Source organism: Silvania confinis, assembly GCF_025564085.1.
Lineage (GTDB): Bacteria > Pseudomonadota > Gammaproteobacteria > Enterobacterales > Enterobacteriaceae > Enterobacter > Enterobacter confinis.
In genome coordinates this window covers 151,039-166,264 of sequence record NZ_JAMGZJ010000071.1, presented here as the reverse complement: position 1 = coordinate 166,264, position 15,226 = coordinate 151,039, and the positions used below count along the sequence as shown (strand labels likewise).

Sequence of the window (15,226 nt, the reverse complement as noted above, 5' to 3'; positions counted from 1 at the left end):
GCGCTGCGCTTATCCGGCCTACAGGTCAACGTAGGCCCGGTAAGCGTTAGCGCCACCGGGCAACAGAGTTACATACAACTACGATTCACTGCACGTTTCAGGAACCATCGCTCATGACACAGACTTTAAGCCAGCTTGAAAACCGTGGCGCTTTTATTGAACGTCACATTGGGCCGGATGCTCAGCAACAGCAGGAGATGCTGAACACGGTTGGCGCGGATTCGTTAAACGCACTGATTTCGCAGATCGTGCCGAAAGACATTCAGCTTGCTGCTCCGCCGCAGGTGGGTGACGCGACAACCGAATACGCTGCGCTGGCAGAGCTGAAAGGCATCGCCAGCCTTAATAAGCGCTTTAAGTCTTACATTGGCATGGGCTACACCAACGTGCAGTTACCTCCTGTTATTCTGCGTAATATGCTGGAGAACCCGGGCTGGTACACCGCATACACCCCGTATCAGCCAGAAGTCTCGCAGGGTCGTCTGGAAGCGCTGCTGAACTTCCAGCAGGTGACGCTGGATCTGACCGGCCTCGACATCGCCTCTGCGTCTCTGCTGGACGAAGCCACGGCGGGTGCCGAAGCCATGGCGATGGCAAAACGCGTCAGCAAACTGAAAGGGGCGAACCGTTTCTTTGTTGCTGCGGACATTCACCCGCAAACTCTGGACGTGGTGCGCACTCGCGCCGAAACCTTTGGCTTTGAAGTGATTGTTGATGATGCTGAAAAAGTGCTGGATCACCAGGATGTGTTCGGCGTGCTGCTTCAGCAGGTCGGCACCACCGGTGAAGTCCACGACTATAGCAAGCTGATTGCCGAGCTGAAAGCACGTAAAATTGTGGTCAGCGTGGCAGCCGATTTTATGGCGCTGGTGCTGTTAACCTCTCCTGGCAAACAGGGTGCGGACATCGTGTTCGGCTCTGCACAACGCTTCGGCGTGCCAATGGGCTACGGTGGCCCGCACGCGGCCTTCTTTGCCGGCAAAGATGAATTCAAACGCTCCATGCCAGGCCGCATTATCGGCGTATCGAAAGATGCCGCCGGTAACACCGCGTTGCGCATGGCGATGCAGACCCGCGAGCAGCACATTCGTCGCGAGAAAGCGAACTCCAACATCTGTACCTCTCAGGTTCTGCTGGCTAACATCGCCAGCCTGTACGCTGTCTACCACGGCCCGGTTGGCCTGAAGCGTATCGCCAGCCGCATTCACCGTCTGGCTGACATTCTGGCCTGTGGACTGCAGCAAAAAGGCCAGAAACTGCGTCACGCACACTTCTTCGATACCCTGTGTGTTGAAGTTGCTGACAAAGCGGCGGTGCTGGCACGTGCCGAAGCTGCAGAAATCAACCTGCGCAGCGATATCCTGAATGCAGTGAGCATCACTCTGGACGAAACCACCACCCGCGAAGATGTCGCGGCGCTGTTCAGCGTTCTGCTGGGTGACGGCCACGGTCTGAATGTAGACGCCCTCGATAAAGAGGTGGCGCACGACAGCTGCTCTATTCAGGCCAACATGCTGCGTGACGATGCGATTCTGGCCCATCCGGTGTTCAATCGTTACCACAGCGAAACCGAAATGATGCGTTACATGCACTCGCTGGAGCGCAAAGATCTGGCCCTGAATCAGGCGATGATCCCGCTGGGTTCATGCACCATGAAGCTGAACGCCGCCGCTGAGATGATCCCGATCACCTGGCCGGAATTCGCCGAGCTACACCCGTTCTGCCCGGCCGACCAGGCAGAAGGGTACCATCAGATGATCAACCAGCTCTCTGACTGGCTGGTGAAACTGACCGGTTACGACGCGCTTTGCATGCAGCCAAACTCTGGCGCGCAGGGTGAATACGCGGGCCTGCTGGCGATCCGCCACTATCACGAGAGCCGCAACGAAGGTCATCGCGATATCTGCCTGATCCCAAGTTCTGCCCACGGCACCAACCCGGCCTCTGCCCAGATGGCGGGCATGGACGTGGTGGTCGTGGCCTGCGATAAAAACGGCAATATCGACCTCGCCGATCTGCGTGCCAAAGCAGAGCAGACCGGGGACAAACTCTCCTGCATCATGGTGACCTATCCGTCCACCCACGGCGTGTACGAAGAGACCATCCGTGAAGTGTGCGAAATCGTGCACCAGCACGGCGGCCAGGTTTATCTCGATGGTGCCAACATGAACGCCCAGGTGGGGATCACCACCCCAGGTTTCATCGGCGCAGATGTGTCGCACCTGAACCTGCACAAAACCTTCTGCATTCCGCACGGCGGTGGCGGTCCGGGTATGGGGCCAATCGGCGTGAAAGCGCACCTGGCACCGTTTGTACCGGGTCACAGCGTTGTACAAATCGAAGGGATGCTCACCCGTCAGGGCGCAGTGTCGGCTGCACCGTTTGGCAGCGCCTCCATTCTGCCAATCAGCTGGATGTACATTCGCATGATGGGTGCGGAAGGGCTGAAGCAGGCCAGCCAGGTGGCAATCCTGAATGCGAACTACATCGCGACTCGCCTGAAAGAGGCGTATCCGGTGCTGTACACCGGTCGCGATGGCCGCGTGGCGCACGAATGTATTCTTGATATTCGTCCGCTGAAAGACGAAACCGGCATCAGTGAACTCGACATTGCCAAGCGTCTGATCGACTACGGTTTCCACGCACCGACGATGTCGTTCCCGGTCGCAGGCACGCTGATGGTTGAGCCAACCGAGTCTGAAAGCAAAGTTGAACTGGACCGCTTTATTGACGCGATGCTGGCCATCCGCAGTGAAATCGACCGCGTGAAGCAGGGTGAATGGCCACTGGAAGATAACCCGCTGGTGAATGCGCCGCACACCCAGAATGAGCTGGTGGCGGAGTGGAACCACGGTTACACCCGCGAGCAGGCCGTCTTCCCGGCAGGCGTGGCGAACAAATACTGGCCGACAGTGAAACGTCTGGACGATGTCTACGGCGATCGCAACCTGTTCTGCTCTTGTGTGCCAATGAGCGAATATCAGTAATACTTAAGATCTGACTGTAGGCCGGGTGAGCGTCATCAGCGCTGCCCGGCTTTTTTTATTTTTGGGGAGATCGGGAATGGCAATTGCACTTGTAACCGGGGCCAGCCGGGGGATCGGCAAAGCCACCGCGCTGGAACTGGCCCGCGAGGGCTACACCGTGGCGGTGAACTACCACCACAACATTAAAGCTGCGACAGATGTTATTCATCACATTGTCGAAGAAGGTGGTAAAGCTTTTGCGGTACGGGCGGATATCAGCGATGAAGCGCAGGTGCTGGCGATGTTCGACAGCCTCGACCGTGAAGGCGAGCCGCTTATCGCGCTGGTCAATAACGCGGGGATCCTGTTCGAGCAAAGCACCATCGAAAACCTCTCCGCCGAGCGGATCAACCGTGTACTGGCCACCAATGTCACGGGCTACTTCCTCTGTTGTCGCGAAGCGGTGAAGCGGATGGCGCTCAAGCATGGCGGCAAAGGCGGGGCGATTGTGAACGTCTCTTCTGCGGCTTCGCGCCTCGGCGCGCCGGGGGAATACGTGGATTACGCGGCGTCGAAAGGGGCTGTCGATTCCCTGACGACCGGCTTATCGCTGGAGGTGGCGGCGCAGGGTATTCGGGTCAACTGCGTGCGGCCAGGGCTGATTTATACTGAAATCCATGCCTCTGGCGGGGAACCCGGGCGTGTGGATCGCCTGAAATCTGTCCTGCCAATGCAGCGCGGCGGGCAGCCAGAGGAAGTCGCCCAGGCCATTTCCTGGCTGCTGAGCGACAAAGCCTCCTATGTGACCGGCAGCTTCCTGGAGCTGGCTGGCGGTAAGTAACGCTACGACGCCAGCCACAGCCTCAGGCGCATTTCCCAGACGCTGGTCCAGCCGGTGGTAATTGATTTCACTTCACCGTGAGAAATCACCACCAGGGTTGGCGTGACCTGCACATCCCACTGGCGAGCCAGTTCACCGCTGGCGTCATTAACCGTCGGCAACGCCATCTTCTTTTTCGCCAGCCACGTTTCCAGCGTGGCGTTATCGCCAGAGCGCAGCGCCACCGACATCACGTTGCCACCCTCTGCGGCAAGCGCCGCCACGGATGGCGTGGTGTAGCGGCATACGCCACACCAGGTTGCCCAGACGTAGACCAGCAGTGGACGCTGTTCGCTCATGGCGGTCAGATTAACGGGTTGACCGTCCAGGGTGTGCAGCGACGTTGTGGAGAAATTTTGCGGCAGCGCGGGCTGGCGGAAAAAATCCACCCCCGCGCTTAAGGCAACGCCTATCATCAGCCACAGGGCCAGTTCGCGCAGCAGGCGCATCGCTTTATTTGCCACGTGCTTTTGCCAGCTGTGCTTTCACCAGCGCCTCCAGTTCATCATAAGGGATCGCCCCGGCGACCATCTGGTCGCCGATGATGGTGGCCGGGGTACCCTGAATATTAAGCACCTGTGAGAGGATCAGATTCATCTTCAGGGAGTCCATTGTTTTTTCATCCGTCCTGATGCCGTCCGTCGTGGTCTTCACCTGTGCGGCTGCGATGCTGGCATCATCGTGATATCCCTTTTTCATCATTAACCGCTGGTGCAACGACCAGAACTTATCAGGCTGTTGACGCCATGTTGAAAGCGCCGTTTTAGCTGCATTCACCGAGCTTTTCCCCTTGAATGGCAGCAGCTTAATGATGAGCTGCACGTCGGGGTTGTCATGTACGATTTTCTCCAGCATTGGATCGAACTGCTTACAGTAAGGACAGTTGTAATCAGTGAAAGAGACAATGGTCAGCTTCGGTTCTTTGGCTCCGGTGCGCGGACTATTGGGGTCGTTAAACAGCAGTTCTGCCAGCTGGTCACTGGAAGAGTGAGCTGATGGGGCAGCGAAACTGAGCGTTGATAAAGACAGCAGCAGTAAAGCAACAAAGGCTCGCATGTTATTTTCCTTTCGCATCGGACAAAGTGGTAATAACCGCTTCGCGGCTTAATAATGCAGGCAACACATGGCCCTGCGCTAACCCGGGTCCGTAAATCTGGTTAAACGGCACGGCGGCGCTGCCGCGCGTGGTTAAGAACTGGCTTATGCTGGCAGAGGGACGGCTCCAGTCGCCGCGCAGAGCAACGATATCCGGGGCTGAAAGCGCATCCTGCACGTCGTCGCGCAGCAGCACGTTGTATTTATTGGCTTTGCAGGTCACGCACCAGTCGGCGGTGACGTCGACAAATACCCGCTTGTTCTCTGCCAGCGCCCGGGCAATCGACTGCTCGCTAAGCGGCTGCCAGTTCACCCGATCGCGACGGGGGTTTTCCCCATCGGAGCCGGTAGCAAACGCGACAGCACCTGCAAACACAAGGGCTAACGCCCCGGCGTGCAGTGCCGTTTGCCAGCGGTAGCGCCAGGCCGTCAGCAGCAGCAGGACGAGGATCACGACTATGCCCAGCGTGATGGCGGGCAGGGTGCCCAGATGCACCGTCAGCAGGCTTACCAGCCACAGTGACGAGCCGAGCATCATCAGCCCTGACGCGATGCGCACGACGTTCATCCAGCGCCCCGGACGCGGCAATCGTTGTGCCAGTCCCGGCCAGGCTGCAACAAGAAGCCAGGGCAGACTCATGCCGATACCCATCGCGAAGAAGATGCCCCACAGGAGCGGGAGCGGCGCTGCCAGTGCTACCGACACGGCGGTGCCGAGGAACGGAGCGGTGCAGGGGGTTGCCAGCAGGGTGGCAAAAGCACCTTGCCAGAAATGGCCCGCCAGCCCGTTACCACCGCGCGTGGCGAGGAAGGTACTGGCAGCCGAGGGGAGGCGGATCTCAAATAACCCCAGCAGGCTGGCGCTGAAGAGCACCATCACCAGCGCCATTGCGGCAATAAACCACGGGTTCTGGAACTGGATCCCCCAGCCGAGCGCCTGATTGCCTAAGCGTAAAACCGTCATCATTAGCGCCAGTGCGAGGAATGAGATGACAATCCCGGCTACTGAGGCCAGAAATTGCCGACGCACCTGGCCGCGCGCATGGTTCTCCGTTTGCATCAATGTGCCGAGCTTCATCGCCAGCACGGGCAGAACGCAAGGCATCACGTTAAGGATCAGGCCGCCCAACAGCGCCATCAGTACTACCCAACCCAGAGAGGGCGTAGTGATGATGCTGCCCGGCCGGATGACCAGACTGGATTCCTGTGCCTGTCCGCTATCGGCCAGAACTATCGACAGGGTTTTACCGCTAAGCGTAGTGAGTGTTTCGCCCCAGCTGTCGGTCACGGGTACGGTGGCAGTGAGCACGTCGTTGCGCACGGAAAAGGTGGGTTTACCAAAATCGACATCGTCCATGCTGTCAATAAACAATGAGGGCTGCTGCCAGCCTGCATTTCGCTGTGCCGTCACGGTAAGTTTTCCAAAGGCGTAGCTGGCGTTAAGCGCTGACGTTAGACCGCCGCTGAGCGGTAGTGCGCCTGTTGCCCGGCTGTAATCGTAACTAAAGTCGTCGCCAGGAGACGCCGTCAAATCCAATGCAAAGGGATAGTCGGTCAAAATACAGACGTTGCTGCAGGTGGATAGCGTCAGGACTCCGCTAAGACGTTCAGGCAGGTTCCCGCGCAAAGTGATGGGGAAACTGACATCGCCGTGGTAACCCTGCGTGGTGATCCCCGCTACGTCAAAACGCTGCGGCGTTGGCCAGCGCCAGACCGCCTCCAACGGCTGATCCCAGCTTATCGCTGGGGCAATGCCGCCTTCTCCCGGCGAACGCCAGTAGGTCTTCCATCCTTTTTGTAGGGTAACATCCAGCAGCAGGCGGGTTTCGCCGCTATTTTCGGTTTGTGCACGTAGCCTGACGCTGGCGTGCTGATTATCAGCGGCGCGCAGCCAGCCGGTGTCGGCGGCCTGGCTGAGGGGCAGCCATAGCCAAAGCAGGCAGACCAGTAGCCGCCTGAATACTGTAAGCATAATTTTTCTCCGTAAATGATTAATTAACCTGATGTGTCAGGCGAATGCTCATTCACGGAAGACGCATAATCGCAGATGCACCCGTAATCGGGGCGAGGAGATAACGCGGGGAGGCCACAAACGCTCGCGGCGCGGTGGGCTGGCTGCCAGCAACGCCAGCAGAAGGGTCACGGCGAACAGGGCACCTTCAAAGAGCACGGGTGGAACCGCCATCAACGATTTGGCGCTGAGTTCGCACGGTGTTACCGGCGTTTCGCTGCTTTCCTGGCTCTGCTGAACGGTCTGGCCTGAAGCGGTGATATTCATGACAAGCGCATGCATCCCGGCCATCCGCTGGACGGTGCATATCAGCACCACCAGGCAGGCCAGGACTACAAGCAGGATAGCTTTGCGTTGTCGCTTGATCATGTTTGCCTCAAATATTCACGGGGCCTATCTTATAGGGCACAGGCATTTTGGCAACGCGAAAGCTGTAAAGAAGTGTCTGGAAGATAAGAGGTTTGCCCTCACCAGAAAGCGGTGAGGGCCGGAGATCACAGGTTTTCGCCGTTGCTGGCAATGACTTCTTTATACCAGTCAAAGCTCTTCTTGCGGGAACGGGACATGTCGCCGGTACCGTCGTCGTGCTTGTTCACATAGATAAAGCCGTAGCGCTTGCTGTACTGACCGGTGGTGAAGGATACGCAGTCGATGCAGCCCCACGGCGTGTAACCCATCAGATCCACGCCGTCATAGGTGACCGCTTTGATCATCTCTTCTACGTGTGCGCGCAGGTAGTCGATACGGTAGTCATCGTTGATGCTGCCGTCTTCTTCCACTTTGTCGTACGCACCAAAGCCGTTCTCCACGATGAACAGCGGTTTCTGGTAACGCTCGTACAGTTCACACAGAGCGTAACGCAGGCCCACCGGGTCAATCTGCCAGCCCCAGTCAGACGCTTTCACGTGCGGATTCGGCACGCTGCCTTCGAAGCCAGAAATCGCATCGCCGGTACCGCCTTCTGCTTTCACTGCGTTGGTCATGTAGTAGCTAAAGCCCAGATAGGCGCAGGTGCCTTCACGCAGGATTTGCTCGTCGCCCGCTTCCATCTGGATGCTGAAACCGCGGCGCTCCCACTCGTTCAGCACGTACGACGGGTAGTAGCCACGCAGCTGCACGTCGGTAAAGACATAGCGCTCGCGCATGGATTCCTGGGCAAACATCACGTCTTCTGGTTTGCACGAGAACGGATAGAGCGCCACCATCGCCAGCATGCAGCCAACCTGCATCTCCGGGTTGATACGACGGGCCGCTTTCACTGCCAGGGCGCTGGCCACGAACTGGTGGTGCAGCACCTGGTACATGGTCTCTTCCGGGTTCTGATGCTCGGTGTACACCACGCCAGAGCAACAGTAGCCGAACAGCGGCGCGCGCCAGTTACGCTGGTTGTTGATCTCATTGAAGGTCATCCAGTACTTGACCTTGCTCTTGTAGCGCTCAAACACCACTTCGGCGAAATTAACGAAGAAATCGACCACCTTACGGTTGGTCCAGCCACCGTATTCTTGCACCAGGTGCAGCGGCATTTCGAAGTGGGAGAGCGTAATCACCGGCTCGATGTTGTACTTCAACAGTTCGTCGAACATGTCGTCGTAGAACTTCAGCCCTTCTTCGTTTGGCTGGGTTTCATCTCCTTTGGGGAAGATGCGCGTCCAGGCGATGGAAGTGCGGAAGCATTTGAAGCCCATTTCTGCAAACAGCTTGATGTCTTCTTTATAGTGACCGTGGAAGTCGATGGCTTCGTGGTTTGGATAGTATTTGCCCGCTTCTACCTGCTGGGTGATTTCACGCGGCACGCCGTGGGCGCCGCCGGTTAGCACGTCACAAATGCTCGGGCCTTTGCCGCCTTTGTTCCAGCCGCCTTCAACCTGGTGCGCCGCAACCGCGCCGCCCCATAAAAAATCTTTTGGTAAGGTGAGTTTTTTCATCTTTGCTAATCTCATTTATTGGCTATTATTTGAGTCTAACAAAGGAGAATGAAAAGTCACGATATAACAATTTGCGGAAATTGTAATTTGTCACACCTAAAAAACAGGGTGTTTTATTCTGTTAATTTCTTCGCCAGTTTGCGACCCAGCGATTCAAGAATATAAATGACCGGAATTTGGGTGGTAATATCGTAGACGCCGCCAATGCGGGTTTGCGGCACATGCCAGGAGAGATTAAAGTCGGCAAGCTTAGCCAGCCGCGAATGCTCGTGGCTGGTGATCGACAGCACCTTGCATTTATGCAGGCTGAACTGGCTGGCGAAACGCAGGATCTCCTCGGTTTCACCCGAGACGGACAGCACGATCGCCAGCGCATTTTTTGCCATATCGTTCGTCACCGGGAAATAAGGATCGTCGATATGGTTGCTGAATTTACCTATATTGGAAAAGAAACGTGCTCCGTATTTTGCCAGCGAGCCGGAAGTGCCTGCACCGACAAAAATAATACGCTCAGAGGATAATATAATATCGACGGCATTATTCAGTAAAATATCAAATTCGTCATTGTTCACGCTTTTGAAAAAACTGATAATCTCGCTCGCGCCAAAGTTGGCCTGCTGCGGTTCATTTTGTTCAAGATACAATTTAAACCGCACGCGAAATTCAGAATAGCCATCGCATTTTAGCTTGCGACAAAAGCGCAGCACGGTGGTGGTGGAGACCTCAGCCGCGTCCGCCAGTTCGCGAATGGTCATGTACATCACCTGGTCGCGGTTTTTAATGACGGTGTTGTAGACCATCATCTCCAGATTATTGAGGCTGGCTATGGCGGAATGGGAGAACATGCTCACAGTGGCTAAACTCACTCATCAGACTTCATCTTCAGGAATAATAACATGCAGCCAAACGACATTACTTTTTTTCAGCGCTTTCAGGATGACATTCTGGCCGGACGTAAAACCATCACTATCCGCGACGCCAGTGAAGCGCACTTCAAGGTCGGCGATATTCTGCGGGTCGGGCGGTTTGAGGACGAAGAGTACTTCTGCACCATTGAAGTGACGGATACCTCAACGGTAACGCTGGAGACGCTGACCGAAAAACATGCCCAGCAGGAGAATATGACGCGCGAGGAACTTAAGCGCGTGATCGCGGAAATTTATCCCCATCAGACGCAGTTTTATGTCATTGAATTTAAATGCCTTTGATTTTTAATGTGAACATGCGTTAGCTGAAATACCCTCTTAACTAAATGATTATATTGATGTAATTATGGGGTGGTATTTATTTTAGCTAACAGGTGTTCACTGGAATCATTCTCAGTTAGCATAGTCGGCAATGCATTATTCACGTAGGTTTTTCTGGAGTTCTCTATGGTTAGCAAGCCTTTAACCGTACAGGGATATTCACTGGCTGAGGAAATAGCCAACAGCATAAGTCACGGGATTGGTCTGGTGTTTGGCATTGTCGGGTTGGTGCTACTGCTGGTACAGGCTGTCGACACTAACGCTGGCGTACTGGCGATCACCAGCTACAGCCTGTACGGCGGGAGCATGATTTTACTGTTTCTGGCGTCAACGCTGTATCACGCGATCCCGCATCAGCGGGCCAAAGTTTGGCTGAAGAAATTCGACCACTGCGCTATCTATCTGCTGATTGCCGGCACTTATACGCCATTTTTGCTGGTCGGGCTGGATTCCCCCCTGGCGCGCGGGCTGATGATTGTTATCTGGAGCCTGGCGCTAATGGGGATCCTGTTCAAACTGACCATCGCGCACCGGTTTAAAGTGCTGTCGCTGGTGACTTATCTGACGATGGGCTGGCTGTCGCTGATTGTTATCTATCAACTGGCGGTAAAACTGGCGGCGGGCGGGGTGACCTTGCTGGCGGTCGGGGGCGTGGTCTATTCGTTGGGGGTGATTTTTTACGTCTGTAAGCGTATCCCTTACAACCATGCTATCTGGCACGGTTTTGTGCTGGGCGGCAGCGTGTGCCACTTCCTGGCGATTTATTTGTACGTTGGGCAGGTTTGATTCCTACGGCTGTTGCCCGGCGGCGCTAACGCTTGCACGGGCCTACAAGTCGATCCGTAGGCCGGGTAAGGCGAAGCCGCCACCCGGCACGAATAGCATCACTCTTCCAGCGAGTACGGCAGCGGTTCAATGCTCAGGGTATTCGCATCTTCGCGTACGCGGAACACGCTATCTGGCTCCATATCGTTATTCATAACGGCCTGCACCAGCAGACGACCATCATCAAGCTGAACGGCGGCCAGTACGGTGCCGGTACGGCGCCAGTTTTCACCCATTTTCAGCTCCAGGTCTTCGCCAGCTTCCGGAACGCGGCTGGCGTGACCGGCCAGATACCACAGCGCACGCTTGTTAGCGCCGCGGAACTTCGCTCGGGCGACCATCTCCTGACCGGTGTAGCAGCCTTTTTTAAAGCTGATGCCGCCGAGCGCCTGCAGATTCGTCGCCTGCGGTATAAACTGTCCACTGTTGGCGGCGTCGATAACCGGCTGGCCGGCTTCAATATTCAGCGCCAGCCACTGCTGGGAATTATTTAACTGCGCTTCGCCGCGCAGGGCTTCGGTGACGCGTTCAGCGGTTGCCGCGTCGGTGACCAGCAGAAAACGTTCCGCAGGGTGTTCAAACCACAGCAGGGACGTGTTGCCATCGCTGATGACCTGCTTTTCGCCATCAGGCAGCTCGCTAAACAGGTTTTTCAACGCGGCGCGTGCCTGGAATCCTGCCACGCCTAACAGCACTGATTCATCATCGGCGGCGATAGTCACTTTAGAGAATACCGCGTACTTTTTCAGCTCAGTAAGCTGGGCGTCGCGCAGGCTACGGCGTTCGATCAGGGCAAAACCGCCCCCGCGGCGGAAGAGACGCAGGTTGCTCCACATCTTGCCTTTTGGATCACAGTGCGCGGCCAGTAAATGCTGGTGTTCGGTCAACTGGCTGACGTCTGCAGTCACCTGGCCCTGCAGGTACTTCTCGCTGTCTGCACCCACGAGGGTCGCCAGCGCCCAGTCATCAAGCGTCATAAGCGTCAGCGGCAGACGCGCAGAGGCGACAGGCTGGCGCGGAGAAAAAGGTGTAAAAGCCATATTGATGTCCTGAATTGCTTAACGCTTTGTTAAGGCCTAATGGTAAAAGAGACTGTAGCCAATGCAAGTGGTTTCATCTGGCTATTCGTGCCTTCACGCAGTTCTGCGTAACGCTGCGCAAAACTGATGAACACGTATGTTTTTTGCGGTTTTTTTCTGAAGACATGCTGTGAGTCTGTAATATTCCAGTAATGGAGCCGCAAAAAACACGTTACACTAAGGGCAGTTTCTTTACGGTTGATGCCCATTTCAGCAGAGTCGAGCAGGATGCTGCCTGAACTCAACGTTATGCAGGAATAGAACACATGGATATTAGTAACAAACCCCGCATTCACTGGGCGTGCCGCCGCGGCATGCGCGAACTCGACATTTCGATCATGCCGTTCTTCGAATACGAATACGATAGCCTGAGCGATGACGATAAACATCTGTTCATCCGCCTGCTCGAGAGCGACGATCCCGACTTATTCAACTGGTTGATGAATCACGGCAAACCTGCCGACGCCGAGCTGCAACGGATGGTGCTTCTAATTCAAACACGGAATCGGGAACGTGGTCCTGTGGCAATCTGATCTGCGCGTCTCATGGCGCTCACAGTGGATGTCTCTTTTGCTCCACGGCCTGGTTGCGGCGTTGATCCTGTTGATGCCGTGGCCGCTTAGCTATACCCCACTCTGGCTGATATTACTTTCGCTGGTGGTGTTCGATAGCGTGCGTAGTCAACGGCGCATCAATACCCGGCAGGGTGAAATCAAACTGATGATGGATTCTCGTCTGCACTGGCAGGGCAGTGACTGGGAGATTGTGGGCACCCCGTGGATGCTCAATTCCGGCATGATGTTTCGTCTGCGCAAAGGCGACGGACAGCGCAGCCACCATTTATGGATATCCGCAGACAGTATGGATGAAGGGGAGTGGCGGGATCTGCGTCGGATGGTTTCGCAACAACCGACGCACGGACGGCGGTAGCGGGTTAGCTGAACTGCTCCGCCATTTCGCCAAGGATCTGCTCGCACCAGTTTTGCAGGCGCTCTTCGCTCAGATCGTACTGGTTGGTTTCATCCAGTGCCAGCCCAACAAACAGCTGACCGTCGGCAATGATCGGCTTCTTGCTGGTAAACTCATAGCCTTCGGTCGGCCAGTAACCAATAAAGGCCACGCCTTTTGCTGCCAGCTTGTCGTGTAGCATCCCCAGCGCGTCGAGGAACCACTCGCCGTAGCCTAACTGATCGCCCATGCCGTACAGCGCGATGATTTTGCCTTCTAGCTGCAGCGAATCAAGCTGTTCCCAGATTGCTTCCCAGTCTTCCTGCAGTTCACCGAAGTCCCACGTCGGGATCCCGAGGATGAGTACGTCGTACTGTTCCATCATCGTCGGGGCGTCGTCCTTAAGATTATGCAGCGTCACCAGTTCCGGGCCGATAATGTCGCGAATTTTCTCTGCCGCCATCTCGGTGTAGCAGGTGCTGGAACCATAAAACAGACCAATATTCATCGCTAAAATGTCTCAATACTTGCTATGACTTTGCGAGTAGTGTACCAGAAACAAGGCGCATTCAGGCATAATGCACCGACTGCTGAACCAAAGGGGCTGATGTGGAAAAGGATCTCGCACTGATCGAACAATTTCTCGATGCGCTATGGCTTGAGAAGAATCTGGCCGAAAATACCCTCAGTGCTTATCGACGCGATCTGGCGATGCTGGCGGCATGGTTACAGCATCATGGCCGCTCCCTTGAAACTGCTCAAAGCGACGATCTGCAGGCGCTGTTGGCGGATCGCATGGAAGGCGGCTACAAAGCGACCAGCTCTGCGCGTCTGCTGAGCGCCATCCGCCGTCTGTTTCAGCATCTCTATCGTGAAAAATTTCGCGCGGACGATCCCAGCGCGGTGCTGGCGTCGCCCAAGCTGCCGCAGCGTCTGCCGAAGGATCTCAGCGAAGCGCAAGTTGAGAGATTATTACAGTCGCCCGTGGTTGACCAACCGCTGGAGTTACGCGATAAAGCGATGCTTGAGGTCTTATACGCCACCGGGTTGCGCGTGTCGGAACTGGTCGGCCTGTCGATGAGCGACATCAGCCTGCGTCAGGGCGTGGTACGGGTGATCGGTAAAGGCAATAAAGAGCGTCTGGTGCCGCTGGGCGAAGAGGCGGTTTACTGGGTGGAGAACTATCTTGAATACGGGCGTCCGTGGTTGCTCAACGGTGTCTCTATCGATGTGCTGTTCCCCAGCCAGCGCGCCCGGCAAATGACGCGTCAAACCTTCTGGCATCGCATCAAACATTACGCCACACTGGCGGGTATCGACAGTGAAAAATTGTCGCCGCACGTTCTGCGTCATGCCTTTGCCACCCATCTTTTGAACCATGGCGCCGATCTGCGCGTGGTCCAGATGCTGCTGGGGCACAGTGACCTCTCAACGACACAAATATACACGCATGTCGCGACGGAACGCCTGCGGCAGCTACATCAACAGCATCACCCACGCGCGTGAGTGCTGAATCGCAACAGGAATGAATATGAAAAAGTCTTTAGTGCTGTTCTCTCTGCTGGCAGCCTCATTTTCCGGTCTGGCCCACGCTGATGATGCGGCCATTAAACAGTCTCTGGCGAAGCTTGGCGTCACCAGCAGCGACATCCAGGCTGCGCCGGTTGCCGGGATGAAGACGGTGCTGACCAACAGTGGTGTGCTGTACGTCACCGAAGACGGTAAGCACTTTGTCCAGGGGCCAATGTACGACGTGAGCGGCGCTCAGCCGGTAAATATCACCAACCAGATGCTGATGAAAAACCTGAATGCGCTGGAAAAAGAGATGATCGTCTACAAAGCCGCGCAGGAAAAACACGTCATTACCGTGTTCACCGACATCACCTGCGGCTACTGTCACAAGCTGCATGAAGAGATGAAAGACTACAATGCGCTGGGGATCACCGTGCGCTACCTTGCGTTCCCGCGTGCGGGCATCAACAGCAAACCAGAGCAGGATATGAAGGCCATCTGGTGCGCCAAAGATCGCAACAAAGCGTTCGATGATGCGATGAGCAGCAAAGGCGTGCAGCCTGCATCCTGCGATATCGACATTGCGAATCATTACGCGCTGGGCGTGCAGTTCGGTGTGACCGGTACCCCGGCCATCGTGCTGAACAACGGCTATGTGGTGCCGGGCTATCAGGGGCCGAAAGAGATGAAAGAGTTCCTCGACGCGCACCAGAAACAGTTTGGCGGTAAATAATT

16 protein-coding genes are annotated in these 15,226 nt (G+C 55.9%); 8 read left to right on the top strand and 8 right to left on the bottom strand.

Features of this window, described 5'->3' with window-relative positions; all coding sequences use genetic code 11:
• Positions 1–113: 113 nt before the first annotated feature.
• A complete protein-coding gene (gene gcvP, locus M8013_RS07590) occupies positions 114–2,987 on the top strand; it encodes an aminomethyl-transferring glycine dehydrogenase (protein ID WP_271267186.1) in 2,874 nt (957 codons plus the stop codon).
• A 76-nt stretch (positions 2,988–3,063) separates the two neighbouring features.
• The gene (locus M8013_RS07585) at positions 3,064–3,807 is read left to right on the top strand and encodes an SDR family oxidoreductase (protein WP_271267185.1); all 744 of its coding nucleotides are present in this window, start codon (positions 3,064–3,066) and stop codon (positions 3,805–3,807) included.
• Positions 3,808–3,809: 2 nt separating this feature from the next.
• Here the strand turns inward: M8013_RS07585 and M8013_RS07580 are convergent, their stop codons facing one another.
• The 6 genes from M8013_RS07580 to M8013_RS07555 all read right to left on the bottom strand — a co-directional run bounded on the left by M8013_RS07580 (position 3,810) and on the right by M8013_RS07555 (position 9,725).
• Positions 3,810–4,310 carry a protein disulfide oxidoreductase gene (locus M8013_RS07580; RefSeq protein ID WP_271267184.1) on the bottom strand — a complete coding sequence of 167 codons (501 nt, stop codon included), beginning with the start codon at positions 4,308–4,310 and terminating at the stop codon, positions 3,810–3,812.
• On the bottom strand, positions 4,300–4,902 hold the full coding sequence (locus M8013_RS07575) for a DsbA family protein (protein WP_271267183.1): 603 nt from the start codon (positions 4,900–4,902) through the stop codon (positions 4,300–4,302). Before M8013_RS07575 ends, M8013_RS07580 begins: the two co-directional genes overlap by 11 nt.
• 1 nt (position 4,903) lies before the next feature.
• Positions 4,904–6,913, bottom strand: a complete 2,010-nt coding sequence (locus tag M8013_RS07570; protein WP_271267182.1) for a protein-disulfide reductase DsbD family protein — start codon at positions 6,911–6,913, stop codon at positions 4,904–4,906.
• A gap of 48 nt (positions 6,914–6,961) precedes the next feature.
• Entirely contained in the window at positions 6,962–7,321 is a 360-nt protein-coding gene (locus tag M8013_RS07565) for a copper resistance protein (RefSeq protein ID WP_271267181.1), read from the bottom strand.
• Between the two features lie 125 nt (positions 7,322–7,446).
• Complete coding sequence (locus tag M8013_RS07560; protein ID WP_271267180.1) at positions 7,447–8,880, bottom strand: 6-phospho-beta-glucosidase; 1,434 nt, start codon at positions 8,878–8,880, stop codon at positions 7,447–7,449.
• A 113-nt stretch (positions 8,881–8,993) separates the two neighbouring features.
• Positions 8,994–9,725, bottom strand: a complete 732-nt coding sequence (locus M8013_RS07555; RefSeq protein ID WP_271267238.1) for a MurR/RpiR family transcriptional regulator — start codon at positions 9,723–9,725, stop codon at positions 8,994–8,996.
• Between the two features lie 51 nt (positions 9,726–9,776).
• Here M8013_RS07555 and yqfB point away from each other — a divergent pair, with 51 nt between their 5' ends.
• Positions 9,777–10,088, top strand: a complete 312-nt coding sequence (gene yqfB / locus M8013_RS07550) for a N(4)-acetylcytidine aminohydrolase (protein ID WP_271267179.1) — start codon at positions 9,777–9,779, stop codon at positions 10,086–10,088.
• Between the two features lie 165 nt (positions 10,089–10,253).
• Entirely contained in the window at positions 10,254–10,913 is a 660-nt protein-coding gene (trhA, locus tag M8013_RS07545; protein WP_271267178.1) for a PAQR family membrane homeostasis protein TrhA, read from the top strand.
• A gap of 98 nt (positions 10,914–11,011) precedes the next feature.
• On the opposite strand, the gene ygfZ is transcribed toward trhA, so the two are convergent.
• Positions 11,012–11,992, bottom strand: a complete 981-nt coding sequence (ygfZ, locus tag M8013_RS07540) for a tRNA-modifying protein YgfZ (protein WP_271267177.1) — start codon at positions 11,990–11,992, stop codon at positions 11,012–11,014.
• Between the two features lie 305 nt (positions 11,993–12,297).
• Between ygfZ and sdhE the strand changes: the two genes are divergently transcribed.
• Positions 12,298–12,564 (top strand): FAD assembly factor SdhE, encoded by a 267-nt coding sequence (sdhE, locus tag M8013_RS07535; RefSeq protein ID WP_271267176.1) that lies wholly within the window; start codon positions 12,298–12,300, stop codon positions 12,562–12,564.
• Positions 12,545–12,961: a protein YgfX gene (locus tag M8013_RS07530; protein WP_271267175.1), complete on the top strand. Its 417-nt coding sequence runs from the start codon at positions 12,545–12,547 to the stop codon at positions 12,959–12,961. Before sdhE ends, M8013_RS07530 begins: the two co-directional genes overlap by 20 nt.
• 4 nt (positions 12,962–12,965) lie before the next feature.
• Here M8013_RS07530 and fldB read toward each other — a convergent pair whose 3' ends face one another.
• Positions 12,966–13,487, bottom strand: coding sequence for a flavodoxin FldB (fldB, locus tag M8013_RS07525; RefSeq protein ID WP_271267174.1), 522 nt, complete (start codon positions 13,485–13,487; stop codon positions 12,966–12,968).
• Positions 13,488–13,588: 101 nt separating this feature from the next.
• On the opposite strand from fldB, the gene xerD reads away from it, so the two are divergent.
• A complete protein-coding gene (xerD, locus tag M8013_RS07520) occupies positions 13,589–14,485 on the top strand; it encodes a site-specific tyrosine recombinase XerD (protein WP_271267173.1) in 897 nt (298 codons plus the stop codon).
• Between the two features lie 25 nt (positions 14,486–14,510).
• Complete coding sequence (gene dsbC, locus M8013_RS07515) at positions 14,511–15,224, top strand: bifunctional protein-disulfide isomerase/oxidoreductase DsbC (protein ID WP_271267172.1); 714 nt, start codon at positions 14,511–14,513, stop codon at positions 15,222–15,224.
• Positions 15,225–15,226: the final 2 nt, after the last annotated feature.